Annotated in this window: 23 protein-coding genes; 11 read left to right on the top strand and 12 right to left on the bottom strand. The window is 59.9% G+C overall.

Annotation, left to right across the window (positions count from 1 at the left end):
• Positions 1-575 precede the first annotated feature (575 nt).
• Positions 576-914 carry a hypothetical protein gene (locus JKL45_RS20290; RefSeq protein WP_201863399.1) on the top strand — a complete coding sequence of 113 codons (339 nt, stop codon included), beginning with the start codon at positions 576-578 and terminating at the stop codon, positions 912-914.
• Positions 915-1,054: 140 nt separating this feature from the next.
• Here the strand turns inward: JKL45_RS20290 and JKL45_RS20285 are convergent, their stop codons facing one another.
• Positions 1,055-1,516, bottom strand: coding sequence for a hypothetical protein (locus JKL45_RS20285; RefSeq protein WP_201863398.1), 462 nt, complete (start codon positions 1,514-1,516; stop codon positions 1,055-1,057).
• Between the two features lie 279 nt (positions 1,517-1,795).
• On the opposite strand from JKL45_RS20285, the gene JKL45_RS20280 reads away from it, so the two are divergent.
• A complete protein-coding gene (locus JKL45_RS20280; protein ID WP_201863397.1) occupies positions 1,796-3,007 on the top strand; it encodes a S8 family serine peptidase in 1,212 nt (403 codons plus the stop codon).
• 474 nt (positions 3,008-3,481) lie between these two features.
• Here JKL45_RS20280 and JKL45_RS20275 read toward each other — a convergent pair whose 3' ends face one another.
• Positions 3,482-4,609 (bottom strand): adenylate/guanylate cyclase domain-containing protein, encoded by a 1,128-nt coding sequence (locus JKL45_RS20275; protein WP_201863396.1) that lies wholly within the window; start codon positions 4,607-4,609, stop codon positions 3,482-3,484.
• Between the two features lie 391 nt (positions 4,610-5,000).
• On the opposite strand from JKL45_RS20275, the gene JKL45_RS20270 reads away from it, so the two are divergent.
• The 7 genes from JKL45_RS20270 to JKL45_RS20240 all read left to right on the top strand — a co-directional run bounded on the left by JKL45_RS20270 (position 5,001) and on the right by JKL45_RS20240 (position 9,209).
• A complete protein-coding gene (locus JKL45_RS20270; RefSeq protein ID WP_201863395.1) occupies positions 5,001-5,270 on the top strand; it encodes a GlsB/YeaQ/YmgE family stress response membrane protein in 270 nt (89 codons plus the stop codon).
• A 758-nt stretch (positions 5,271-6,028) separates the two neighbouring features.
• Entirely contained in the window at positions 6,029-7,072 is a 1,044-nt protein-coding gene (locus tag JKL45_RS20265) for a hypothetical protein (protein ID WP_201863394.1), read from the top strand.
• Positions 7,073-7,756: 684 nt separating this feature from the next.
• On the top strand, positions 7,757-8,077 hold the full coding sequence (locus JKL45_RS20260) for a hypothetical protein (RefSeq protein WP_201863393.1): 321 nt from the start codon (positions 7,757-7,759) through the stop codon (positions 8,075-8,077).
• A gap of 16 nt (positions 8,078-8,093) precedes the next feature.
• Positions 8,094-8,366, top strand: a complete 273-nt coding sequence (locus JKL45_RS20255) for a hypothetical protein (protein WP_201863392.1) — start codon at positions 8,094-8,096, stop codon at positions 8,364-8,366.
• 219 nt (positions 8,367-8,585) lie between these two features.
• Positions 8,586-8,834: a hypothetical protein gene (locus tag JKL45_RS20250; protein ID WP_246498724.1), complete on the top strand. Its 249-nt coding sequence runs from the start codon at positions 8,586-8,588 to the stop codon at positions 8,832-8,834.
• A 47-nt stretch (positions 8,835-8,881) separates the two neighbouring features.
• On the top strand, positions 8,882-9,022 hold the full coding sequence (locus tag JKL45_RS20245; RefSeq protein ID WP_201863390.1) for a hypothetical protein: 141 nt from the start codon (positions 8,882-8,884) through the stop codon (positions 9,020-9,022).
• A 43-nt stretch (positions 9,023-9,065) separates the two neighbouring features.
• Positions 9,066-9,209, top strand: coding sequence for a hypothetical protein (locus JKL45_RS20240; protein ID WP_201863389.1), 144 nt, complete (start codon positions 9,066-9,068; stop codon positions 9,207-9,209).
• Between the two features lie 159 nt (positions 9,210-9,368).
• On the opposite strand, the gene JKL45_RS20235 is transcribed toward JKL45_RS20240, so the two are convergent.
• A complete protein-coding gene (locus JKL45_RS20235) occupies positions 9,369-9,590 on the bottom strand; it encodes a DUF2934 domain-containing protein (RefSeq protein WP_201863388.1) in 222 nt (73 codons plus the stop codon).
• 321 nt (positions 9,591-9,911) lie between these two features.
• Here JKL45_RS20235 and JKL45_RS20230 point away from each other — a divergent pair, with 321 nt between their 5' ends.
• Complete coding sequence (locus JKL45_RS20230) at positions 9,912-10,646, top strand: PRC-barrel domain-containing protein (RefSeq protein WP_201863387.1); 735 nt, start codon at positions 9,912-9,914, stop codon at positions 10,644-10,646.
• A 58-nt stretch (positions 10,647-10,704) separates the two neighbouring features.
• Here JKL45_RS20230 and JKL45_RS20225 read toward each other — a convergent pair whose 3' ends face one another.
• The 7 genes from JKL45_RS20225 to JKL45_RS20195 form a co-directional block, all read right to left on the bottom strand.
• Entirely contained in the window at positions 10,705-11,112 is a 408-nt protein-coding gene (locus JKL45_RS20225; RefSeq protein ID WP_312896996.1) for a response regulator, read from the bottom strand.
• Positions 11,113-11,165: 53 nt separating this feature from the next.
• Positions 11,166-12,314 carry a PAS domain-containing sensor histidine kinase gene (locus JKL45_RS20220; protein ID WP_201863386.1) on the bottom strand — a complete coding sequence of 383 codons (1,149 nt, stop codon included), beginning with the start codon at positions 12,312-12,314 and terminating at the stop codon, positions 11,166-11,168.
• An 82-nt stretch (positions 12,315-12,396) separates the two neighbouring features.
• Positions 12,397-12,588 carry a hypothetical protein gene (locus JKL45_RS20215; RefSeq protein ID WP_201863385.1) on the bottom strand — a complete coding sequence of 64 codons (192 nt, stop codon included), beginning with the start codon at positions 12,586-12,588 and terminating at the stop codon, positions 12,397-12,399.
• Between the two features lie 118 nt (positions 12,589-12,706).
• Positions 12,707-12,916 (bottom strand): cold-shock protein, encoded by a 210-nt coding sequence (locus JKL45_RS20210; RefSeq protein WP_201863384.1) that lies wholly within the window; start codon positions 12,914-12,916, stop codon positions 12,707-12,709.
• Between the two features lie 370 nt (positions 12,917-13,286).
• Positions 13,287-13,481 carry a hypothetical protein gene (locus tag JKL45_RS20205; protein WP_201863383.1) on the bottom strand — a complete coding sequence of 65 codons (195 nt, stop codon included), beginning with the start codon at positions 13,479-13,481 and terminating at the stop codon, positions 13,287-13,289.
• Positions 13,482-13,886: 405 nt separating this feature from the next.
• Positions 13,887-14,327 (bottom strand): hypothetical protein, encoded by a 441-nt coding sequence (locus tag JKL45_RS20200; RefSeq protein ID WP_201863382.1) that lies wholly within the window; start codon positions 14,325-14,327, stop codon positions 13,887-13,889.
• Between the two features lie 46 nt (positions 14,328-14,373).
• Positions 14,374-14,778, bottom strand: a complete 405-nt coding sequence (locus JKL45_RS20195) for a cupin domain-containing protein (RefSeq protein WP_201863381.1) — start codon at positions 14,776-14,778, stop codon at positions 14,374-14,376.
• Between the two features lie 312 nt (positions 14,779-15,090).
• On the opposite strand from JKL45_RS20195, the gene JKL45_RS20190 reads away from it, so the two are divergent.
• Positions 15,091-15,555, top strand: a complete 465-nt coding sequence (locus JKL45_RS20190; RefSeq protein ID WP_201863380.1) for a hypothetical protein — start codon at positions 15,091-15,093, stop codon at positions 15,553-15,555.
• A 785-nt stretch (positions 15,556-16,340) separates the two neighbouring features.
• On the opposite strand, the gene minD is transcribed toward JKL45_RS20190, so the two are convergent.
• Positions 16,341-17,204 (bottom strand): septum site-determining protein MinD, encoded by an 864-nt coding sequence (gene minD, locus JKL45_RS20185; RefSeq protein WP_201863379.1) that lies wholly within the window; start codon positions 17,202-17,204, stop codon positions 16,341-16,343.
• A 643-nt stretch (positions 17,205-17,847) separates the two neighbouring features.
• A partial coding sequence (locus JKL45_RS20180) for a Crp/Fnr family transcriptional regulator (protein ID WP_210345848.1) occupies positions 17,848-18,364 on the bottom strand: 517 nt, incomplete at its 5' end.

The raw sequence follows: 18,364 nt of genomic DNA, 5'->3' as shown, positions 1-18,364 counted from the left end.
GCCCCTCCATCTGCCCAAACATGGCCCTCCCATACGGGGGCATGGAGGCAGGGATCGTTGGTGCCCAATCGGAACTCCTTGGCTACAGCGGCTTCATCAGCAGCACCGGTGGCACAAATCCTCCACTGACACGAGAACAGCTCGACCACGCGGGCCGCTGCATTCGATAGGGACGTGACCCGGGCTTGCTAACTGCCCTTTGTTCACGAACTCACTGTCCGACCGCCTGATAAGGATCCCTTTGCATTGATGGGTTGCAGCGACCGATACCCTGCAGAGGCTACTGTCTCTTCCGCTTCGCGTATTGGCCGTTTATTGCCAAGCTTAGGGTTCGACACAATAAGTGATTTGATGGCTTTCGTTCATCTCGAATACGGTACACGCGGGGTGGTCAGTACTTTGTTTGGCGCACCTGTGAATTCGTCGGTGCGCTAACGCATGGCTGTGGCGCAGTTAGCAGGCGCCGAAGCGCCGGTCACGAGAGATGATCATGGCACGCTGGTGGCAACATATCCTTGTTACGATTGCAGGCACGGCCGCTGCCCTGCCCCTCTGCGTTCAACTGGATCTCGGCCATGGGTTCAGCCTTCCCATCCTCAACGGGTCTGCGCTTGCCAAGGGTGGTGATGGTAATGGGAATGGCGGCGGGAACGGCAATGGTAACGGTGGAGGAAACGGCAACGGTGGCGACAAAGGCAGTGACGGTGGCAGCAAAGGAAACGGCGGCAAAGGCAGCGATGGCAGTCCCGGCGGTGGCGGAGCTAGTGCCGGCAGTGGTGCAGCCGGAGGGGGTGCAGGCCCCGGCGGCAACGGCAATAGCGGGAGCAAAGGAAGCTCGAATGATGGTGGCCTCGGCGGCGGAGCTGGCCTTGGCAACAGCGGGGGCGTTGGAGGCATCGGTGGCGGAGCGCTAGGTAGCGGGACTGGCCATGGCAATAGCTCCGGCGGCAGCGTCGGCGGTGGTCTTGGCAATAGTGGGAGTGGCGGCCTCGGAGGCAGCGTTGGCAACAGCGGCGGCAGTGGTCTTGGCAACGGAGGCAGCCGCGGCAACAGCTCAGGTGGCGGTGGCATCGTCGGAGGTGGCATCGGGGCCGCGGGAGGGCTCGGAGGCACCGTTGGCAACAACAGCGGTCGCGGCAACGGCAGCAGTCCTGGCGGGGGAGTCGCAGGCGGCCTCGGCCCCAGTCAGGGCGGCTCCAAAACCGGAGGCAGCAGCCGTGGGGTTGGAGGCAAGAGCTCGAACGCTGATGCGATCAGTGGCAAGAAGAGCAACGACAGCAGCAGCGTAGTCAACGATTGGGTCATCCCAGCCGGCAAGAACGGGAAGGCCGGGGCGCAGGGCGCTGCCGCCGCGAAGGCCAGCGGCAAGGCGACCGCTGGCAGAAGCATCGGGAGCTCCGCGAAAGCCAGCAAGGCAAGTAACAGCCAACGGGCCAGCGCCAAGGCTGTGGCAGGCAGCACCCCAATCCAAAAGGGCAAGGGCACGATCCCTGCCAATCGGGCGGCACCAGTCCAAGCGCCGCTCCCCCCTCCGGCCCCAACGACAGCACAGGTGTCACCAGCGACCAAGGCCGTTCCAGCAGTAGCTCCTCCCAGCCCGCCAGCGACGCGTCAGAGCACCGTCCCAACATCTAACCCGCAAACAGCAAGCCAAGCCCCTGCGAGGCCTGCGAGTCCCTCTTCATCCTCAACGGGCCGAGGCACAAATCCCGCCTCGAACCCACAGGCGTCAAGCCAAGGCCAGGCGGCCTCTCCAGCGCCAGCAATAACACCGAACACAAGCCCGACGGCCGTGGTGCAAACTGGCACCTCTATCGTGGTCGACGATGTCGACCCCCGCCCCAAGCCGCGGCAGGCCGCGGAATCCATTGTGGCCTCAGGCCTGTCGCGCGACGCTCTGGCCCGGCTCACCGCGCAAGGTTTTCAGATCGAGACCCAGACCGCAGGCCGCATGACCGCACAGATCGTCCGACTGCGCGCGCCCCAAGGCACCTCCCCGATCCAGGCCAGGCAAGCCATCCAGTTGGTCGATGCGGGTGCCACGACCGATTTCGACCACTTCTACTATCTCGATGAACACCTGGGGACGTGCACCGGCGCCGAGTGCCAAGCCACTGCTCTGGTGAGCTGGTCGGCAGCCCGCGCCACCCAATGCGGCCCGACGCCCCTCATTGGTGTGATCGACACCGGCATCAACCTCGACAACGATGCGCTCAAGGGTCAAGCTATTGAGGTTCTGGCCCGTCCTGCGCTCCATGCTGACGCATCCCTGCCGGAGCATGGCACCGCGATTGCCGCTCTCCTGGTAGGGCGTTCGGGGAGCTCAACGCCGGGCCTACTGCCGGAGGCGAAGCTCGTTGCTGTAGATGCCTTCTACCGCGACGGCGGCACCGCCGATCGGACTGACGTGATGTCGCTTGTGTCGGCCATCGAAGCCTTGGCCGAGCGCGGCGTGCGGGTGATCAACCTGAGCCTGTCAGGCCCGGCCAACGCAGTTCTCCAAAACGCCATTGAGGCAGCCCAAGGCGAGGGCATTGTGGTCATTGCCGCTGCGGGCAACAACGGTGCCGGCGCGGAGCCGGCGTATCCGGCGGCCTTTCCCGGTGTCATCGCGGTCACGGCGGTGGATCAGGACTTGAACGTCTATCGCCGTGCCACACAGGGTGCCTACATCGACCTTGCAGGACCTGGGGTGAATGTCTGGACGGCCTCGTCCGAGGGCAGCGGCACCATAAGGACGGGAACGTCCTATGCGGTCCCCTTCGTGTCAGCCGCCGCAGGCCTGTTGCTTGCCTCCAACCCGCAATTACACGCTAAAGCGGTTCAGGCTCACTTGGAGCAGCACACCCGCGATCTCGGCAAACCCGGATGGGATCCGACCTATGGGTATGGCCTGATCCACATGGCCGGCCTGTGCGCGCCACCTTCGAGCCTGACGCCGGTGGCTGCCACCCAAACGCCCGCAGTTGCTTCATCGGTCGCGAGGCCAAGCCTGAGAACACCCTGACCTCGACGGGCCTATCGTAAACATATCATCTGGCGCTGAACCTCCAGCTTGGGGCAACGAGAGCACCCACAAGCCTTGATCGCGACTCTTCGCCTGCAGGTCCGCTGGCTCATGATGGGTCACGACTCAAGTAGTGTGGAGGGAAGGTTCTCTCGCTGCTAGCAAGGTGCATCAGGGTCGCATAGGAGCTTGGCATTTGAAGGTCGTCTTTGGATCAAACTGAGCCGTTGGGCTTGGCCTTATGAAGGTCAGCTTACCCTATAACTACCAAAGTTCGGCTTTCGTCTGCCTCGTGCCACTGGCGGACCTTCGTGTTGACCGGTTCCTATCCGGGTGGCACCTGACGTCAGGTGCTGGGCCTCCCGCAGAGCTCAGGTAGCGAAAAGGCTTCGATGGCCCGTCCCACCCCTCGGAGCTCGTGCCATCCGAGCGACTGGAGGGGGCCGCCGTAGAGCGATGCGGCGACGTCTGAGATCACAAGCGGCACACAGCAAGCGCTTTGCACTGGGCCTCCAGGCGACAGACCTCGTTGACGGCAGGGCCCGTGGCCGTGAAGTCGAGGCGCCGCGCCGAACCCACGTTGCCATACATTACGTCCCCAGCGTGGAGGGCAATGCCGCAGCGGATCTCGCCCGCCCCGGTCGCGGCGCGATGGGCGTTGACGTCTCCTAGCCGACCGAGAGCATCCCGTGCTGCCGCGAGCGCAAGCCCAGAGGCGTTCGTCCCAGCTTGCGTGCCCTCCTCGAAGGGGAACATCGCCAACACGCCGTCCCCCGTGAACTTCAGGATCTCGCCACCCTGGGCATCGATCGCGTCAACGACGCAGTCAAAGTATGCGTTGAGTGTCGCGAGGTAGGTCTCAGGCGATGCGCTGGCAGCTAAGACTGTTGAGTCCCGCATGTCGCTGTACAAGATCACGGCGTGGATGCGGCGGCCGTGGCCGCGCTGCACATGGCCGTGCAGGACGCTCCGGCCGCTAACCGCCCCGAGATACGTGCCAAGGAGGATCTCTGCCATGTCAACCGTCGCCGCAGCCTTGACCGCGACTGCAAATGGCAAAACAAGGGCTCGGAGGACCTCCAGCTCGCACTCGGTAAACCCATCGCGGCGAGCGGTGCTGAAGGAGCCTGTCACGCCGGCGCGCATGACAGTCCCAGGCGCCAAATCCGGCCAAAGAGTCGGATCCGCAGAGCTGCCGGACGGCTGGAAGAAGGCGAGATAGTCGGTAAAGCCCAAGCTGCGAAGATGACTGAGGAGCGGAAACGGGAGCGGCTCCCCACCATCATTGAGCTGGTACCGCAACTCCTCCGTGCCAGTGGTCTGCATGTGCAGGAAGGGCGAGGGCAAGCGTCGGATATCCGGTTGTGTGGCGGCCTGACGCTCTGCCCGGCCTGTCTCCCGGGTCCAGGTAAAGGTCATGCCGTCAAACTGCGGATGGAGCACAAGGTAGGCGACAACCGCTCGATCCAGATCGAGGCCCAGGGCAAGCGCCTGCCCGCATAATCCTTCGAGGATTGTCTCAGCAGTGGCTCCCGTCAGCGCCTGCTGGTGAAGCCATGCTGCGAGGGAGGCGGTCTCGCCCGAGAGAGGGGGGTGTGCCATCAGGGTACGGTGCCAGCCCCATGAGAGACCTGCAAGCGAAGCAGCGCAAGAACTGCTTTTTTCAATCTGTCAGCCTGCGGGAGCACTTTAGCTTGGTGTCGCGCTAAGCGAGCGGACCTGAAAGTCCGCGTTGGGTCAGGCATTGAAATTCGCGGACCTTGAGCGCCGTCCTATGTTCCTGTCCAAAGCGAAAGTTCGGTCCACATCTGGGACGTGCCATTGATGGACCTTCGCGAGATCAGCGGTCCTGTTTTCTTCGTGCCGCGGCCGACCTGAGGCAGAGTTATTGCCTCACACTGCTAACCATGTGCGGGATGGCAGCATCCTGGCTACAACCCTGACCGGACACTAGGGTTGACTCTCTGGACGATGTCTCTCGGCAGGAGCTCTCATGAGCATCATGTGGACCGTGACGCTCGGCTTGGCCGCCGGCGTCATCGCTAGACTGGTTATACCCGGCAGAAAGGGACCGTTCGGGCTCATGCTGACCGGCCTCCTTGGCATGATCGGCGCCATAGCAGCCTCATATCTGGGGCAAGAGGCAGGCTGGTATCAGGCGGAGGACAGCACCGGTTTGATAGTAGCTGTCCTTGGAGCGATCGTCCCCCTTTTGATCTGGGGTCTCCTGTTCAGGAGTCGACGCTCAGCCTCCTCTATCTGACATTCACCAGTTCAACGGCTTCATCCTTGTCGACGTCGAGGAGCGCTCAGTAGCGGTTCATAGGTCCTGTACTCGTCTTTCGTGACAGCCGCTCCGGCCGATGGCACCTTCCCCGCCTGATCAAGAGGATTGATACGGGACGAGCCTCCTCCGCTCCCACCCGGAAGAAATCGCGTGCTGCCCCGTCCCTTCGCGTGCCTATATCATCACTTCCTATGGCAGTAGGACCTTGCCTTATCAGTAGAACAAATCCGGTGCGATCGGGAGTACAGCATCGGGGAGCAGACATACGGTGTTCCCGTCCCTACCGCTGAGGCCTTCCTGCGCCTTGCTTTCAACGGCCGCAATGGCAGCGAACGCGATGATGTGTGAGGAGATCTGATGATCACAATGTGGTTGGATCTGGCGCGGGAGTATGCGCAAGTCCTTTCTATCTCCTGATCCAGAGTGTTGATCAGCTCTATGCTGACCTGATCTGTGTCGCCTGCCTCCTTTGAGGTTGCTCAGGCATGAGTAACCATCAACTTTGATATACCAGCGGCTTAGACCCGGCACCTTCTAGGTACTGGGTTCCTTACTCGGTTCTCTAGGGCGGGTGGGATGCGCCATCAGCCGTTACCCCGTAACGGAGCGAGGCTGATAGGCTGATGAGAAACCGCGAGGACGGTTATTTTGCCTCGGAAATAACCCCGTTGTTTTCGGAAACCATGATGTAGAAATCGCATTGGAAAGGGCGATCCCCGGCAAGGCGTCACGCGATGTCCGTCTTCTCGCTCGTCAATCCTGATCCTATCCTCAAGGCCCTGAACCTCGTAGGCGAGGAGCTCCGCGACCGGAGAATGCTTGGCGAGATCATGGTCTGCTCCGGCCACGTCTTCCTCCTGCGCTACGGATGGAACGATGACGGCAACCCCATCGAACAGGTCGACATCTCCTTCGACGGCAAGAATGGTCCCATCCGACAGGCCTGCGACCGGGTAGGACAGGTCGTATGGCTTCCGGATGGCTGGGTCGAGCGCCTCCTGCCTAGAGTGTGCCGGGATGGCACCCCGCAGTCTGGGGACTTCCCCACCGGGATGTATCCCTCATGGGAGAGGCCCGGGCTCCGGGTGCTGGCGGCTCCGCCCCGCCTCCTGATTGCGATGGTGTTCCTGGCCACCATGCGTCCAATGCCCGACACCACTGTCGAGGACCTGGAGGGAGCCTTCCGGATCGCAGCCGATGCCGGCATCAGGACGGGTAAGGGCCTAAGAAAGCTTGTCATGCCGTACATCCAGAGGAGGACGGATGAGGACAGTGACTTGCGGAAGGTTGTTGAACACAAGCTGTCAGCTTTCGAGATGGGCCTCGATCGGTTCAGTCTGGGACCGCCATTGAAGTTCAGGCCGAAGTGCTTGGCCGATGTCGCTGAACTCATTCGCGGAAACCCAGACTGGTTTCATTACGCGATGTGGCAGTTCCAGGAGGCGTTTTACCTGGAGCCCAGCAGGGATACCCAGCAGACGATGCTCGATCCGGCGCCCGCGCCGCTGGAACTCGGCTGGAACGACGCGTGGATCGGTGCCATCGGGGAGCATCTGGCCCAGCGCTGGAGCCTCAGGGTGCCTCGCTGGACACAGGAAGAGCCATTCATGGGCAATGGCATTCCCGACTTCTGGTCCGCGGAACCCATAGCACGGGACATCGAGATCGTGGAGACGCCTCCAGCATTCCGTCGAAGACTGCTTTTCACGTCCGCAGAACCGCTCATGAGCGCGAAGTTCCCGAACCACATGAAGCCGCGGATGCCATATTGGATTTGAGGGAGGTCTTTCCTCTCCCAGTTTGTTGCCTCGCAATGCTCAATCAGCGCCATTGCTCGCCCTGACTAGCCTGTCGAACCGTTTTCCTGCTCATTGAGTGCCATGTAGGCAGCACAGGGTAAGAAAACCTATTCCGGAAATTCTCTGCTGAAGATGTCCGCTTTACCCTTCAAAGCTGATGAAATCGCAATGTCTCAGATGTGCCAAGATCAGACCTTCAGAGTCTTTGAGGCAGTGAACGCCGACCAGGTTGTGACCGTCGTTGGGGCCCCCGCGGACGTGCAGACGGTGGTCACGGATATAGAGATGCCCAGCTCGATGGACAGCCTTGAACCGGCCCGCATGGTTCAAGAGCCCTGGCCAGGGATCGGGGTTGTTGTCACCTCAGGGAGGGTACGCCCTGGCCCCGACGACTTGTCGCAGAAGGTTGCTTTTCTCTCCAAACCTTATCTTCCTGACACTGTCATTAAGTCATCCGCCAGATGGCCAAGCCGCATTAAAAACTGAGTTGTTGCAGTCTCAAAGCTCGAAAACTAAGCGTCATACGATTAATACCAAAAATAAAACCACACATGTAGAAATATTCGTGATACTAATTGCTTCTGGTGAGAAGATAATTTCTTACCTGATCCGAAAGATAATCTCATAAGAGCCTCGGTATGGCTGAAACCAGGGCTGCATGGCGTGGCATTCGACGCAATTGCAGTGACTATGATCGGGTTCAACTGGAGTGGTTGGGCAACGGGCGGCACGGCCCGGCAGATGGCCGCAGAGCAATCGCGAACCGATGTGGTCGCAGCGCTGGCTTCGATCTGCGTCGACCAATCCAAGCGTGATCCGCAACTCGCGGAGCGGGTTGCACTCCTGAAAGGAGCTTCCTCCGATGAGCGCAGCGACACAGTTATGGAGAATGGCTGGGCAACTATACCCGGAACATCTGAAGGCAATCGCCTCGTCGCAGTTGCCTGTACTGACAAGGTCGGTGTCGAGGCTGCCCCCACTTGAACCACGGAGAATGGCCATGAGTTTGCGCACCACATCCAAGACGATCAGCTTCGCGCGACCCTTCTCGCTGGATGGATTAGACGAGACCCAGCTGGCCGGGAGCTACACGGTCCAGACAGACGAGGAACCTATCGAGGGTTTATCCTTCTTGGCCTACCGCCGTGTTGCAACAGTGATCTTTCTTCCCCTAACCCACGGTGGGGCAGGGTCATTCCAAGCGATCCCTGTCGCGCCGGACGCTCTCGATGCAGCACTGGCGCGGGATGCTTCCGGATCCCACGGGTCCTGATCGGACGATCGGCCTACCGAGTTGGCCTTCATGAAATGGAGGGCTGGATAATCGACATCCTGCCAGCGCTGCTTGCCTAGCCAAATACAGCTCGGGTGTGGCCTCTTCTGCTGGACCAGCGAAGCCGTGAGCGCACGGAACACACCGCGTTTGCAAGCCTTGGTAAGGAGACCGAGGGCTCAGACAGTTCCATCGGCAGCGCCGCAACCGGAGGTAAGCTTGGATATCATCGTTACTCCAACGATTGATGGCAAGGTATGGAGCCTGACCGACCTGCTCGGCCGTCCGATGGGACGGATCACAGAAGCATCCGCTAAGCAGTTCACAATCCAACCGGGTGGCCATGCTTTGGAGACCATGCTCGGCATCGAGCATGGTCCCTTCGCATCCCTCGACACCGCTTTGGCGGCCATCGAAAAGCACACCCGGGGTGTCTGCCGGCGCAATCCGGGCCAGGATCAACCATGATCAGAAGTAAGCTGAATCTCACTCTGCTCTGTAACGAAAGAGAGATCATGCAGATTCGCGTTGGCTGCGGGGTGGCATACGAGCTCGGGCAAGCCACGCCCGTCATCGCCATCCTCAACGTGCACTCGTCGAGAGTGTCCTACTTGGAGCGGCCAGACGACCTCATTACAAACTCGACTCACGACTGAGCTTATCTTTTCTCAATGAACTGACGAACAATGGAGACAAGCCATGGCCAAGGGCGAACAACGCGGCAACCGTGAGGCTAAGAAGCCGAAGAAGGAAAAGCCAAAGACTGCGGTCGCGACGGTCTCAACCTTTGCCAACCGAGGCAAAGGCAGCGCACCTGCAAAATTGTCGGGCGCCAAGCGCTAGCGTCTTCACGCATCTCCTGCTGAAGGAACTGTATTCAACGCGTCGACGTGTCGAGATCATGAGCAAGAAGATGCGTGACGCGCGGACCAGCCACGAAGATCGCGCAGAGGGATGTCTCGGGATTCATCCGCCTAACATGAACCTCTGCGCTTTCTGTCGTCACACTTTGCCGGGACCGTCCGATCCGGAGCCGCTCCTGGCGGAGGGAGCGTTCGCGGTGACGCCTCTGCTGGTGTCGCTACTGCTCGCTTCACCGTTCAGCTCACGCTCGGCTTGCTGCCAAAACTGTGCCTCATGGCCTTCGCGGCTGCCGTGTTTCTCCCAGAGCTCGTAGGCGCGCTGCCTCACGCGGTCCTGTGTCTCATCGGCATGATGTTCCATATCGCTGTCCTTCCTGCGTTTTCTTCCGGATGAATACGATCCATACAGTGGCTTATTGAGGGCATATGCGGAGCACAATAAATAACCACAAAGTATTTTGACGTATCATCCCCGCTGAAATCATGTATGATACCTAGAGAAATATTCTTAAACTATTTCAATTATTTAACCAGTTGCTTGCATCAGCGCAGCACCAGTCTTGGATCGACCGCATGATTTGCACCAACGTCGCGATGCAGCTTAGTGCTCAAGACATGTGTGACTGGCGCCAGAAGGCAGCTTTTGTCTTGCAACCTGCCTTTCCTATAGATCGGACCACCTATGAAAACGCCGACAATTCTCCTTACAATTGCTCTCCTCAGCATGCTCGGTGTCACGCAAGCGATGGCAGATTGCCAGATCGCAGACGCCAAACTCGAAGAAGCCATCCTGCAAAGGCCAGAACTTCGCGGGAAGGCCAACCGCCAAACAGTTCGTGACCTGCGCAATTTGCGCGATGCCGCGATCACCCTCTGGTCTTACGGACGTCATGACGATTGCGAGCGCCTCGTGGGCAACATTCGCGAGCTCCTCTCTGGCCCTCCAATGAACTCCTTGGGTGGCAACGACGAGGAGGATGCGGAGAAGCAGATGGGCGCACGCGAGCCCAAGATCCAGCGTGGCGCAGTGCAAGGGCGCCGTGACAGGAAGGATGCCAAGCCGCTTATCAACATTGACGAGCTTGCCCCTGGCTTGACGGCGGATCAGATAATTGGCGCAGAGGTGCGAAGCGCCGACGACAAGATCGTGGGCGAGGTCCGGAACGTCGTCTTCGGCACGAAGGATCGCCGTGACTACGCGATTGTGGCGTCAGGAGGGTTCTTCACCCCCGGCAAGGACAGCATTGTCGTGCCGATCCGCTCCCTCAAGGTCTCACAGGAGCGGGACAGCTTCTTCCTTCCCATGCCCGAGGCGCAGGTGAAGACCGTGCCGCACATGCCCGATCAGGATTACAAGTGGCTCTCGGACGAAGCATGGCGCGCCCGGAACGACGCAATCTTTGCAGATCGCCCGTAACCGAGAGTAGAGGCCGATACTGCTCCTTCAGAATCAGGAATGCTCGCCCGTGGCGCTCTCAGCCCTGGAGGAGTAGCGCCCGGATCAGCTCAAGCAGTCGGTCAGGGCTAACGGGCTTTTCTACGAAATAGGTGCCCTCCGGCAAATCACCGGGTGCGGGAGCCACGCGTCCCGAGGAGATTAGAACGCCAATGTCCTGTCGATCCTCCCGTACTCTGCGGGCCAGCTCGAAGCCATTGATGCTCCCGCGCGGCATTTCCACGTCCGTGACGACCACCTGGACGTCAGGAGCGGCCGCGAGAATATGGAGCGCCTCGTCCGCGTGAGCCGCCTCCATGACCTTGAAACCAGCATCATCCAGCACATCGACCAGCATCATACGGACAAGAGCTTCGTCCTCGACAACCAGAATGAGCGCGCGAATGTCAGGTTTCTTCTCAGGAATGTCGAATGGAATGGGGATCAATCCTCTACCTTTCTAAGGCCAAGATGATGTCCGGCCGGACTGGGGTCTGGCGCCTATTGGGACGCCTCAGGGAACGTGAGTGTCACCACAAGCCCAGCCTCATTTCGAATGCCGATGTCCCCCTGGATCTGCTGAACGAGAGACCGAACGAGGCCATAGCCGAGCGATCCTTCCCGCAGGCTCGACATCCCGATCCCATCATCCTGGACGACCAGTTCGACCCATCCTGGTTGGCTGCGGCGTGCCTGGATGAGGATCGTCCCTGACCGTGGTGCGGGAAAAGCATACTTCACGGCGTTGGTAATGAGTTCGGTGAGCACGATACCAAGCGGAACCGCCGTGTCGGCGTTGACTAGGATCCCGCCCGCCATCTTTGTCTCAAGACGGATGCGGTCATCGTTTTCCGTGATCGGCCTCAATGCCTCGCATAGGTCTCCCACATACGCGGACACGTCGATCCGTTGAGCCTTCTCCGACTTGCTGAGAAGGTCGTGTACCCGCGCCATTGCGTTGAGTCTGTCCTGGGCTTCCTCGAAGAGGGCCCTCACGGCCGGATCCGGTTGCCGTCGGCCCTGGATGGCGAGGAGAGAGGCGGCTATCGCAAGGCTGTTCTTGGCCCGGTGGTTGACCTCCACCAGCAGCATCTCCCGCTCGGTGACCAGAGCCGACAGCTTCGTGTTGGCGGCTTCCAGTTCCCGGGTTCTGGCCGCCACGCGGGTCTCCAGTTCCGAGGTCAGCGCGCGAAGGTCTTCTTCGGCGTCATAGCGTCGGGTGATATCGAGGTAGGAGAGAAAATGATTGGTGATGGTGCCCTGGCCGTCATCCACGGGACTGGCGAACAGCATAGCCCGAAACGGTCTGCCGTCCTCGCGGTACTGGAGGATCTCCAGGGTTTCGTCCCGTCTCTCCAGAATCGCTGCCTCATAACGCCGGATGGCATCAGGGTCGGTGCCTTCGCCGTTCATGAAGTGCGGGTCTTGCCCGAGCAGCTCATCCATGCTGTAGCCGGACAGATCGACGAAGGATTGGTTGGCAAAAACGATCGGATTGCCGGGCAGGGTGGCGTCAGTCACGAGCATCGGCATGCGGGTCCGCCGGACAGCCTCGACGAACATCCCGCCTTGCTGCCGAACCGCCTCGATGTGCCGTTCGGCGACGGCCCGTTCAGTGGTGTCCGCCTTGTTCTCCTCAAACTCGTTCATCGCCACTCCGGTATGGTATGGGTGAAGTGGCAGCTCTCGGCCGTGCTCAGCCAGTCGCAAAATCCTTTGTCCCGGAAGCCGCTCATGCTCTGATCTCATGCTCTCGAACAGCACGCTCCGTCGCACCTGATCGGATCCGGTACGAGACCTCGCCGGTCTCGTCAGCCGGCATGAGGCGGGTTACCTCGTAGATGCCGCTGCCACTGGCACGGCTGTCGGGAATCGGCGCACGCACGAGGCGCACCATCTGACGGATCTTGTATTTGTGAAGCATTTTGGTTTCCGTGTGAGACTGCGCAGTGGCGGCGCCACGCATGCAAACAAAAAAGCCGCTCCTCATGGGAGCGGCCTCAATAGCTCGGTGCAGGTAAGCCGGCACCGAAGTGACGACTTTATGCCATCTCGATGTTGTTAACGGCGATCTTGCCGGAGCGGCGGTCTTCAGCCGTGTCGAAGGCAACCTTCTCGCCTTCAACGAGGCCGCGCATGCCGGCGCGCTCGAGAGCGGTGGCATGGACGAACACGTCCTTGCTGCGATCATTCGGCTGTATGAAGCCGAAGCCCTTCATGTCATTGTAGAACTTTACTGTGCCCGTGTTCATGGGAGTATCCTTAGGCTATGCGTGAGTGCACGTGAGCATGAGGTCGCACAGAAGTGCGGCCCTGTGCTCGGGTTCGTCGATGTTTGGGGAGAGTGTCTGAACGTGCGCCTGGCATGCCAAGGCGAAACGGCCCGATTGTTCGGCCAAAGTCGATAAGTTCAATATGGGGTTCCCATACCGGATTACAAGGTTGGCGTCTGCGCCCATGCAGAGACGATACAGTCAGGGAGATGAGGCCGACCGCTGCTGTGAGGTGGCTCATGCAGGTGACTTCGATTGCAAAGGAAAGGAACCGCCTCTTCGCCAGCTAGCTTGGCTTGGCTTTCAGGGAAAGCCCTCCGCGGGAGCTTGGTCGGGCTTTGAAGCAGCTTTACAGGGATTGGGTGCCAAGCAGGAGGCGGTGGAAGTCGCCAGGGAGATGCTGCCGCCCGTCCGCATCGGTGATGAGGACGTCGAGCACTCCGTCAGCAATAAAGGCACGGGCCTTCTCGACCGCTGCGGCCGCTGTCTCGCAGGTGACCGCCAGCAGCCCATTCAGTCCTTGTCCCGTCACAACGAAGAACATGCAACCTCCTCTTGGTTGAGCATGTCGGCACAATATGTAATTCGTGATCCGATCACCAACCTTTTCTGGTGGGTCGGCCGATATCAAATCAGAGCCGGTCAGGCCTCGCTGTAATCTTACGGTGTCTTGTGCTTACTCGGTGTAGGCTGTTGGCGGCTTGAAGGTCCGCAACGGGTCAGGAACCGAGATTCCCTGAGCTTTCGGGAGGTCCGCTTCAGCAAGGATTGTTGCCTCGACCTTCGGTCTCAGGCGTGCCATTAAGAGACCTTCGGGATACATGTTGCCCCACGTGCCCAATCCTTGATCTCTCATTGTTGCGCTTCGCCAAAGGCATTTCCGGAATGCGCAGCCCTGGCTCGGCCGTGCCGGCTAGAGATTACTCGCTAAGTCAGGGCTGACACATGCTTAGGCAGGCATCAGCATGGCAATGCGGTGAATCCCGACCCCCTTACCGATGTTGGTGGCCTTGTCCGTCTTGCCCTTCCCGCAGGTGTAGAAATCGCCTTCCTTAACGGTGTAGGGTTCTTTTCCCGTCTTCTTGATGCTGAACTCGCCCGCAAGGATGTAGCACATCATGTCGACATCCATTACCGCTTCCTTGGGATCGGCGGCTCCGGATTGGTACACCACATCGACGACCTTGATGCTCTTGTAGGCATCCATCTCAGAGGGGATCTCGCCAATCTCCACTAGTCGGCGCCCCGGGCTGAGTTCCCTGCCGTCAGTGGGACCATAGTTTGGGATCCCCGCCGACTTGGCGGATGGTGCTGGCACGACGAGCGGCGCCACGGCGACGGCTGATAGACCGAGCGTGACCGCCGATCTGCGGCTCATGAGCTCTGTCATGGTTTCCTCCTACAGTTGGCATATCCAAAATCAGCACGAGAAGATGCTATGCGGGCAGAAAGTCGATGATGCGCATGGTCGCAACCGCGCTGCCGGTGTTTTTGCTGCGTTCCGGCAGACCTTTGGCGCACGACCACACGTCACCTTTTTTGTAGAGGTTGTCGCCCGAGCCTGTGTCGACGGTCAGTTCGCCCTCGAGCATGTGACAGACCATGTCATTCGGCATGCTGCTGGTGCTGGCGCCCAGTTGGTAGATCGTGTCCCGCATCGCGACCGTCTTATAGTTCGGGATCATCGTCTCACGTTTCGTGTAGTCCACGCGACGAACGCCGGGGGCAATCTCCCGTCCCTCCCGTGACGCTGCTCCTTGAGCGAAAGCTTTGCCGGAAGGTACGAGTGAAGATGCGGCGACGATACTGAGCAGTGCATGGCGACGGTTAAGCTGTCTCATTGCTTCCTCCCGTCCAAGAGGCCACCCCAGCCCCACAATTATGCGCCCGATCCGGTGCTAAGACCACGCAATTCAAGGACGGTAGGGAAGAACCCTAACGCTGGTGCATCCGGCCGACGTGCATGACCGTCGCGCGGCTGAAGCCGTGCTGGCGGAACTGAGGAGCCGCTACCCAGAGGTGGAATCGCATCACCGGCCAGCCGCAGCCAATGCATGCGCCGGAAGAGCCCGGCAGCAGTTGAGGGGCAACCTGGGATGGAACCAGTTCCGCCCCTGCATGGTAGGAGAGCAACGACTCAAAGGCGAAATGAGATGAACACTGCGCCCTTCGAAGTCATTCCGGCTTGGCGGATCGCACGATTGAGGATGACCTTGCGCGATGCGGAGCACCGTGGTGCAGATCCGGATGATGACGGCCGCGATCTCCTCCACCGCGCCCTCCGGCGTCGCTTCGCCCTGGCGCGTGGACGCATGAAGGATGGGCCGAGCCTGGCCTCCAGGCCGAAGACCACACGTAAGGGCCGCCGCTTTCCGCACCTGAAGCTGGTCATCATCTGGCGCGCCATCCTGAGCTGTCGCCCCTCAGCTTGGAAGCAGGGCGATGCGGCGCAGTTTGGCAGCATTCGCAAGGCGCATGATCAGGCTGTTGCTGGGTGCCGTGCTGCTGGCCTTGCGCCACCGCGCTATCGCACCATGTATGTCCTGTGGCATCGTGGCGTCCCACCAGCGAATGTGGTCGCGGCGCTGCAAAGTGGCTATAAAAACCCGACGGAGTAGCGAACTTACCAGGCAGCGGGATGAAGGCGCCCTTTCCAACGGTCCTGGCGCGGAAGTTGTGCCGCGGCAGCCATACGCTTCGTTATCCTGCGCTGAACCGCCTTCGATGACACAACTGAAGAGGTCATCACTGTCTCTGCTGTTGGTTCAGAAGTTCCCGAAATCTTCTTTCGTGGCTTCCGTGACTTGACCCTCACACCCTCACTTTGTGCGGGCTGAACGTAGAAAACACCTCCAGTGTCCTCTGAGCCGTCTCGAGCACCCTCGGTCGCCGGTTCGGCACTCGTTGGCGCTGCGGCAGGGGCATCTGCTACGTCTTCAGAGGCGCTTGCATCCAGATTAGAATCCATCTGCTCTCGGTTGGCGTCCAGTGAAGGACGCTTGCGGCGGGCAATCTCAATGCGCTCGGAACTGCCCCACACAGGCTCGACGATGCTCGGCAGAATGCGTGGGGCCGCCGATGGCTCAGGCACCACTTGAGGCCCTTCCTTCCGGAAGACTTTTGTGGCCTCAGCTGGGACGGTTGCAAACAAAGGACTTGGCGGGAGGTGGGTACGCTGGCCTTGAAGGCGGGACTTCTTGGTCTCGACCAAGAAAGGTTTCGAATTTTGCTTCATAATATATGCTGATTGTGAACATGAAAGATGATGATCTAAGAACCTGCCGAGGTAGGGTCAAGATCGAGTATACTTGGTGCTTCTCATCCAAACTCGTCATGAGTTCGCTTCAGAATATATTCTGCACCACAGCGTCTGATCCCACTCTTGCAAGACCCTCGAGCAGGTCTATGCCGCTCGTCGGGTGAACAGCCTGTGCAGCAGACGAGGTTTGTCGCTCGGAGTGACGATGACGGCCCCCTCGCCCTTCAGCCGCCGGGCCGCGTCACGGTAGGCTTGAGCCGGCGCACTGCCAGGGCCGCCCAGGGTCACCGGGGCTCCGACATTTGAGCTCAGCAACACTTCCCCACTCTCCGGGATGATGCCCAGCAGCGGAATGGACAGGATCTCGAGCACGTTCTCCACCGTCATGATCTCACCGCGCCGTGCCCGGGCTGGATCGTAACGGGTGAGGAGCAGATGCTTGTCGATGGATTGCCCGTTCTCAGCTTTTAAGGTTTTGGCATCCAGCATGCCGATGATACGGTCGGCGTCCCGGATCGAGGAGACCTCCGGGTTGACGACTACGACTGCCACATCCGCATGCCGCATCGCGAGCATCGCTCCCGTCTCAATCCCGGCCGGGCTGTCGCAGATCACCCAGTCGAACTGCGCCCGCAACTTAGCGATGACCTGCATCACCCCGTCCTCGGTCAGGCTGTCCTTGTCGCGGCTTTGCGAGGCCGGCAGGAGACACAGAGTGTCGAGGCGCTTGTCCCGGATGAGAGCCTGCGCGAGTTTGGCCTCGCCCTTGATGACGTTGATCAGATCGAAGACCACCCGCCGCTCAGCGCCCATGACCACATCCAAATTGCGCAAGCCGACGTCAAAGTCGACCACAACCACCTTCTGCCCGCTCTGCGCTAGTGCCGAGCCTAGTGCGGCTGTCGAGGTGGTCTTGCCGACCCCGCCTTTGCCGGAGGTCACCACCAGCACCCTGCCCTGTCTGAGCTTTGTCTTCGCCTTCGTGTGTTTTGGCCTTGGCTTCTTCATCGCTGGCATTTCTCCAGAGAAGCCGTGAGGAGGCACGGCACCCACGCAGACACAAGTGAGATAAGGGGCTGCAGCACGGAATGAGGCTGGAGCCAACTGGAGCAGAAACAGCCATACCCTTCGTAAGTAGCCCTATTCGGCGCTCAAGATGGTTACCAAGAGGTTAACGAGATGAGCACCCGCACCGGGTAATAGTGTGGACGCGTGTTAGCAGTCCGTTAACGATGTTGCCGCGACGATGGTCTAGGCAATCCGCTGGGTTTCGGATCAGTCTCACCTCTAAAGCAGACAGGGCGCGGATAGGTCGCCTTCGTCTGCTCTGGGGATATGAACGTCCAGTGCAGTAACTGTCTCGTAACCACAACTCCAATCCCACTTGATCGAATGTGGACGCACGGCGTTGGCCCTATGCCTGAACGAGAGAGAACTGCCCATGACCTTTCTGGATCCGATCACCGGAAACCTTGTCACCATCGATACATTGAGCCGAGCGCGCCGGCAGGTGCTCCAGAGATCTGGGAACTGATGAAATGATCCTCAGCACGCCGGGCTGTTGGGAACTAGCCCGCAGTCTCAAGCAGCTGCGCGCCATTATAGTCTGGACAGAAGAAGCCTGCGGTGGGTTAGACAAAGAGGTGTATCTTCATCGCCTGACAGCGGTGTAGGGCAACAGGCGCACGAATACGTCGTGAACCGTCTGATAGCATTCACATGAGACCTCTCTGAGGGCAGTCGGGTCCGTGATGGTAATCCCTCCCCGGCCCTGCTTGATCCAACCAGACGTATCGAACTTCTTCATGATCGCACTGATGGTCGAGCGTTGGCTGCCCAAACGATCCGCCCACAACTCATGCGTGAGGGGGATCATCCCCTGCTCAACGCGATGGCTCGTGCTCAGGATCAGGCGAGCACAACGAGTTTCCACACTGTGGATGGCGTTGCAGGCGACATTCTGCAGGATGCGCGACATCTGAGCCTCCATGAAGTGGCGCATCAGGCCCTGAATGGCGGGACGTGTGCTGATCACCTCCTGCATCTTGGCGATTTTGATGCGTGAGGCCGTGCCGGTGAGTTGCACGACATTGGTCTTGCTTCGGAACAATGGAGAGCACTTCTTATGATCCAGGAGGTGCTCCATGCCCCAGACACGCTTTACGAAA

The sequence above is a fragment of the Microvirga soli genome (genome assembly GCF_016734765.1).
Classification (GTDB): domain Bacteria; phylum Pseudomonadota; class Alphaproteobacteria; order Rhizobiales; family Beijerinckiaceae; genus Microvirga; species Microvirga soli.
The sequence above is the reverse complement of the archived record's forward strand: the minus strand, read 5'-3'. Positions and strand labels throughout refer to the sequence as shown.

Excerpts from the sequence above, each read along its gene's own strand:
- JKL45_RS20270 (WP_201863395.1), top strand. The coding sequence starts at position 5,001 with ATGAGCATCATGTGGACCGTGACGCTCGGCTTGGCCGCCGGCGTCATC.
- JKL45_RS20210 (WP_201863384.1), bottom strand. The coding sequence starts at position 12,916 with ATGAACACGGGCACAGTAAAGTTCTACAATGACATGAAGGGCTTCGGC.
- JKL45_RS20215 (WP_201863385.1), bottom strand. The coding sequence starts at position 12,588 with ATGCTTCACAAATACAAGATCCGTCAGATGGTGCGCCTCGTGCGTGCG.
- JKL45_RS20195 (WP_201863381.1), bottom strand. The coding sequence starts at position 14,778 with ATGAGACAGCTTAACCGTCGCCATGCACTGCTCAGTATCGTCGCCGCA.
- JKL45_RS20230 (WP_201863387.1), top strand. The coding sequence starts at position 9,912 with ATGAAAACGCCGACAATTCTCCTTACAATTGCTCTCCTCAGCATGCTC.
- JKL45_RS20220 (WP_201863386.1), bottom strand. The coding sequence starts at position 12,314 with ATGAACGAGTTTGAGGAGAACAAGGCGGACACCACTGAACGGGCCGTC.
- JKL45_RS20235 (WP_201863388.1), bottom strand. The coding sequence starts at position 9,590 with ATGGAACATCATGCCGATGAGACACAGGACCGCGTGAGGCAGCGCGCC.
- JKL45_RS20265 (WP_201863394.1), top strand. The coding sequence starts at position 6,029 with ATGTCCGTCTTCTCGCTCGTCAATCCTGATCCTATCCTCAAGGCCCTG.
- JKL45_RS20255 (WP_201863392.1), top strand. The coding sequence starts at position 8,094 with ATGAGTTTGCGCACCACATCCAAGACGATCAGCTTCGCGCGACCCTTC.
- JKL45_RS20245 (WP_201863390.1), top strand. The coding sequence starts at position 8,882 with ATGCAGATTCGCGTTGGCTGCGGGGTGGCATACGAGCTCGGGCAAGCC.
- JKL45_RS20240 (WP_201863389.1), top strand. The coding sequence starts at position 9,066 with ATGGCCAAGGGCGAACAACGCGGCAACCGTGAGGCTAAGAAGCCGAAG.
- JKL45_RS20205 (WP_201863383.1), bottom strand. The coding sequence starts at position 13,481 with ATGTTCTTCGTTGTGACGGGACAAGGACTGAATGGGCTGCTGGCGGTC.
- minD (WP_201863379.1), bottom strand. The coding sequence starts at position 17,204 with ATGAAGAAGCCAAGGCCAAAACACACGAAGGCGAAGACAAAGCTCAGA.
- JKL45_RS20290 (WP_201863399.1), top strand. The coding sequence starts at position 576 with ATGGGTTCAGCCTTCCCATCCTCAACGGGTCTGCGCTTGCCAAGGGTG.
- JKL45_RS20200 (WP_201863382.1), bottom strand. The coding sequence starts at position 14,327 with ATGACAGAGCTCATGAGCCGCAGATCGGCGGTCACGCTCGGTCTATCA.
- JKL45_RS20275 (WP_201863396.1), bottom strand. The coding sequence starts at position 4,609 with ATGGCACACCCCCCTCTCTCGGGCGAGACCGCCTCCCTCGCAGCATGG.
- JKL45_RS20190 (WP_201863380.1), top strand. The coding sequence starts at position 15,091 with ATGAACACTGCGCCCTTCGAAGTCATTCCGGCTTGGCGGATCGCACGA.